The organism is Myxococcus vastator, assembly GCF_010894475.1.
GTDB classification, from domain to species: domain Bacteria; phylum Myxococcota; class Myxococcia; order Myxococcales; family Myxococcaceae; genus Myxococcus; species Myxococcus vastator.
The window spans coordinates 1-3,978 of sequence record NZ_JAAIYB010000598.1 but is presented as its reverse complement, the minus strand read 5'-3'; the positions used below and the strand labels follow the sequence as shown (position 1 = coordinate 3,978).

The window sequence follows — 3,978 nt, the reverse complement described above, 5'->3', positions numbered from 1 at the left end:
CGGCGGGGCGGTTGCTGTCGGAGGTTTCGCCCGTGCGGCTGGTGTTCGCGCGGGATGCGTCCGCGGCGGCGGTGATTCAGGGAGCGTTGGCGAATGGGTGAGGGTGGAGCGCAGCGGCCCCTGTTGACGGTGATTGCCGGGCCGACGGCGTCGGGGAAGACGGCGTTGGCCATCGCGCTGGCCCAGCGGGCCGGTGGCGAGATTGTCAGCGCGGACTCACAGCAGGTGTACCGGCACTTCGACATCGGCACGGCGAAGCCCTCCGCGGAGGAGCTGGCCGCGGTGCCTCATCACCTGGTGTCCGCCGTGGACCCGATGGAGACCTTCTCCGCTGTCGAGTACCAACGGCGCGCGGACGCCGTCATCGCGGAGATCGCCGCACGCGGCCGGCCTGTCGTCGTCGTGGGCGGCACCGGGCTGTACCTGCGCGTGTTGCTTCACGGCGTCCTCGAGGCGCCCGGGGCCTTGCCGGAGCTGAGGGCGGAGCTGGAGGCGCTCGCGGCCGGTGAGGGGCGCGAGGCGGTGCACCGGAAGCTGGCGGAGGTGGACCCGGAGACGGCGGCGAAGCTCCCGCCGCAGGACCTGGTCCGCGTCATCCGGGCGCTGGAGATTCATGCGCAGACGGGGGTGCCCGCCTCGGCGTTCCGGAGGGCCCATGCCTTCGCGCCGGACCGCTATCCCTTCCAGCTGTACGTCCTGTCGCCACCGCGCGACGTGCTGTACGGGCTCATCAACACGCGCACGCGGAGGTTGTTCGAGCGCGGGCTCGTCGAGGAGACGCGCGACCTGCTGGCGCGAGGGTACGCGGAGGCGGCGCCCATGCGCAGCGTGGGCTATGTGCAGGCGCGCGCCGTCGTCGAAGAGAGGATGACGCGCGAAGAGGCCATCCACGACACCGCGCAGGAGACGCGCCGCTACGCCAAGCGGCAGTTGACGTGGTTCCGGAAGGAGCCCGGTGCTGTCTTCCTGACGCCCCCCTACGAGGCGGCGCTTCCGCTCGGCGGCGGTCGCACGTCCTGACGGCCTCGAGAGGCCGGGGCAGGCGGGGGACGGAGCGGCGTCAGCGAGCGTTGTCGGCGCCAGCGCGGGAGCCCATGTTCGGCGGTGGATGTGCCGGGCTTCTCTGTTGCCTGCCGACAGGCGGGTGAGACGCAGGGCGGCTCGGCCTCCGAAGTGCACTCGCTTCGGGAGCAGTCACCATGGCCTTCACCGATGAACGCAGACCGGAAGTCCTGACCCCTGACACGCGGCCGAGGGTGAACTCGGCGGCCTGGGGGGGCCCCTTCATCATGGGCATCCTGATGACGTTGCTGGGGATTGTCGCGCTGGGGGCCGCCTTCTTCACCAGCCTGGTGACGGCCATCCTCTTCGGCGCGATGCTGGCTGGCGCAGGCGTCATGGAGGCCATCTCCGCCTTCCGGACGCGGAAGGAAGGCGGGCCGTTCTGGCTGTACCTGCTCAGCGGCATCCTCTCCGTCGTCGTGGGGCTGTTCGTCCTCGTCTACCCGGCGGCGGGACTGGGCGCGATGACGCTGCTGCTGGCGGGCTACTTCTTCGCCAGTGGGCTCTTCCACGCCATTACCTCGGTGATGGACCGCTACCCCCGGTGGGGCTGGGACTTCTTCTACGGCGCCGTGTCCATCTTCCTGGGCATCATCGTGATGCGGCAGTGGCCCATCTCCGCCGTCTGGCTGGTGGGCACGCTGGTGGGAATCGGCATCTTCTTCCGGGGCGTGGCGCTGATGGCGGGCGCCCTCTCCGTGCGGAAGGTGCTCCGCTCGGGCAATCCGTCAGCCCCTGCCTCCATCTCCCACTGACGGGCAGGCGGCCAGGGGCACCAGCGCCAGTCCAGGGCGGACCCATCCCACGGGTCCCCCTGGATTGGCGCTTGCCATGCCCCGCGCAGGCGCGGCAGCGTACGCAGCCTGCGCCCATGATCGACTACGACCCGCACCGTTGGTGGAGCTATTTTCATTACCTCCGCGGCTCCATGGTCCGCGAAATCGTGGCCCGGGTCCTCGTCTGTGTGTTGTGGGCCGTGGGCGTCACCGCGGTCCATCACCACCTCAAGCCCCTGGACATCCCGGCCACGGCGCACACGCTGGCGGGCATCTCGCTCAGCTTGCTGCTCGTCTTCCGGACCAACGCCTCCTATGACCGCTTCTGGGAAGGCCGGAAGCTGTGGGGCGGCATCGTCAACGAGACGCGCAACCTGGCCCGCGCCTCCGGCGTCTTCATGCGTCGGGACGCCGCGCTCTACGGCGCGCTCCTGCGGTGGATCAGCACCTTCCCCTATGCCGCCGCCGCGTCCCTGCGAGGTGAGCGCGACCTGGGCCCCGTCGCCTCCGAGCTGCCGCGCGACGAAGCGGACGCGGTGCTCGGCAGCCAGCACGTCCCGCTCGCGGTGTCGCAGAAGATGTCCGCCGTGCTCGATGAGGGCCGGCAGCGGGGCTACTACGCCGAATATGTCCAGATGCAGCTCGACCAGAACGTCCAGCTGCTCATCGACTACATCGGCGGCTGCGAGCGCATTCACAAGACGCCCATTCCGTTCGCCTACATGATGCACCTGCGGCGGGCGCTGCTCGTCTACTGCTACACGCTGCCGTTCGCGCTGGTGGACTCGTTCGGCTGGATGACGGTGCCGGCCACGTTCGTCGTCGCCTACGTCTTCTTCGGCATTGAAGAGATTGGCGTGGAGATTGAGGACCCGTTCGGCCACGACGACAACGACCTGCCGCTGGAGCGGATCTGCGAGACGATCCGCGGCAACCTCAAGGCGCTGATGCCCGGGAGCGCCGAGGCCCTCCACGCCCCGGTCTCCGCGGTGGCCATCCCCGGTGGCGGTCAGGACGCGTAGCGGTCCGCGGCCAGCTCGCGCGCGTCGTCCGAGGCGTGCGGCGCGGGCTCCAGCTCGGGCATCACCGGGGCCCGACCGGTGAGGATGCGCAGCAGCCGGTCCGGGTCCACGGGCTTGGGCAGGAAGGTCTCCGCCCCCGCGTCCAGGGCTCGCTGCCGGACATGGGGCCGGTTGAGGCCACTCATCACCAGCACGCGGGTGTTCCGGGTGAGGGGATGCTGCTTCAGGCCCTCGGCCAGCCGCAGGCCGTCCACCCAGTGCAGCACCACGTCCAGGAGGATGGCCGTGGGCGGCCGCCGGGCCACCGCGCAGAAGAGGGCGAGCTCGTCGGCGAAGGCCACCACCTTCGCCCCGGTGCTCTCCAGCAGCGCCGTGAGCGCCTCGCGCGCGTCCGGGTCGTCATCCACGACGTAGTAGAGGTCCGGCTCCAGCTCCGGCACCACCGAGGGCACCGGCTCCACCGTGGTGCGCAGCCAGGAGCCCACCAGCTCCTTGAGGCCCGCCCAGCGCGCGGCGCCCAGGAGCGCGATGGGCGTGGGGCCGCTCAGGCCCAGCACCCCGCCGCCAAACGTCCCGCCCAGCGTCCGCCGCCCCTTCGCCTTGACGAAGGCCTCCGGCGCCCGAGGCCCCGCGCGGCGCAGCCAGGTGATGGCGCGGGCCCCCGCGGCGGCGTCCTCCAGCATCTCTCCCAGGCCTTCACGCACGTAGCGGCGCTCCAGCGAGCCCGCGTCCAGTCCGCCGTCGAGCAGCGCCACCGCCGCGCGGCTGCACGAAGCCAGCGTCTCCGACAGGCCCACCTGGAGCGGGTGGCCGAAGGCCGCGGGCCCCACGGCAAGCTGTCCCGGCGCCACCAGCGTCCGGCCCGGTCCATAGGGCAGGCGGGTGGTCTCCAGGGCCGCCAGCTCGAAGCCTTCCTCCACCAGGCCGTCGCGCGCGGCCATCATCAGCACCTGGCACAGGTCCGCGGGCGTCACCGCCGGCCCGAAGGCCAGCGCGTACACCGAGCTGGCGCCGGGCAGCAGGAACAGCCCATCCACCGTCGGCAGGGGCGAAATCCACAGCCGGGCCACCGGGGCCAGCTCCCGCTGAGGCGAAGCATGGCGCAGGCGGGCCTGCAC

Annotated in this window: 4 protein-coding genes; 3 read left to right on the top strand and 1 reads right to left on the bottom strand. The window is 71.4% G+C overall.

Annotated features, from left to right (window positions below; all coding sequences use genetic code 11):
• The first annotated feature begins 93 nt into the window (after positions 1 to 93).
• The 3 genes from miaA to G4D87_RS34565 all read left to right on the top strand — a co-directional run bounded on the left by miaA (position 94) and on the right by G4D87_RS34565 (position 2,860).
• Positions 94 to 1,020 (top strand): tRNA (adenosine(37)-N6)-dimethylallyltransferase MiaA, encoded by a 927-nt coding sequence (gene miaA, locus G4D87_RS34575; protein ID WP_163786934.1) that lies wholly within the window; start codon positions 94 to 96, stop codon positions 1,018 to 1,020.
• Between the two features lie 269 nt (positions 1,021 to 1,289).
• Positions 1,290 to 1,817, top strand: coding sequence for an HdeD family acid-resistance protein (locus tag G4D87_RS34570; protein WP_338045018.1), 528 nt, complete (start codon positions 1,290 to 1,292; stop codon positions 1,815 to 1,817).
• A gap of 116 nt (positions 1,818 to 1,933) precedes the next feature.
• Positions 1,934 to 2,860, top strand: a complete 927-nt coding sequence (locus G4D87_RS34565; protein WP_163786932.1) for a bestrophin family protein — start codon at positions 1,934 to 1,936, stop codon at positions 2,858 to 2,860.
• Here the strand turns inward: G4D87_RS34565 and G4D87_RS34560 are convergent.
• A partial coding sequence (locus G4D87_RS34560; RefSeq protein WP_163786931.1) for a response regulator occupies positions 2,848 to 3,978 on the bottom strand: 1,131 nt, incomplete at its 5' end. The genes G4D87_RS34565 and G4D87_RS34560 overlap by 13 nt on opposite strands.

Coding starts and splice junctions, on each gene's coding strand:
- G4D87_RS34570 (WP_338045018.1), top strand. CDS start 1,290: ATGGGCATCCTGATGACGTTGCTGGGGATTGTCGCGCTGGGGGCCGCC.
- miaA (WP_163786934.1), top strand. CDS start 94: ATGGGTGAGGGTGGAGCGCAGCGGCCCCTGTTGACGGTGATTGCCGGG.
- G4D87_RS34565 (WP_163786932.1), top strand. CDS start 1,934: ATGATCGACTACGACCCGCACCGTTGGTGGAGCTATTTTCATTACCTC.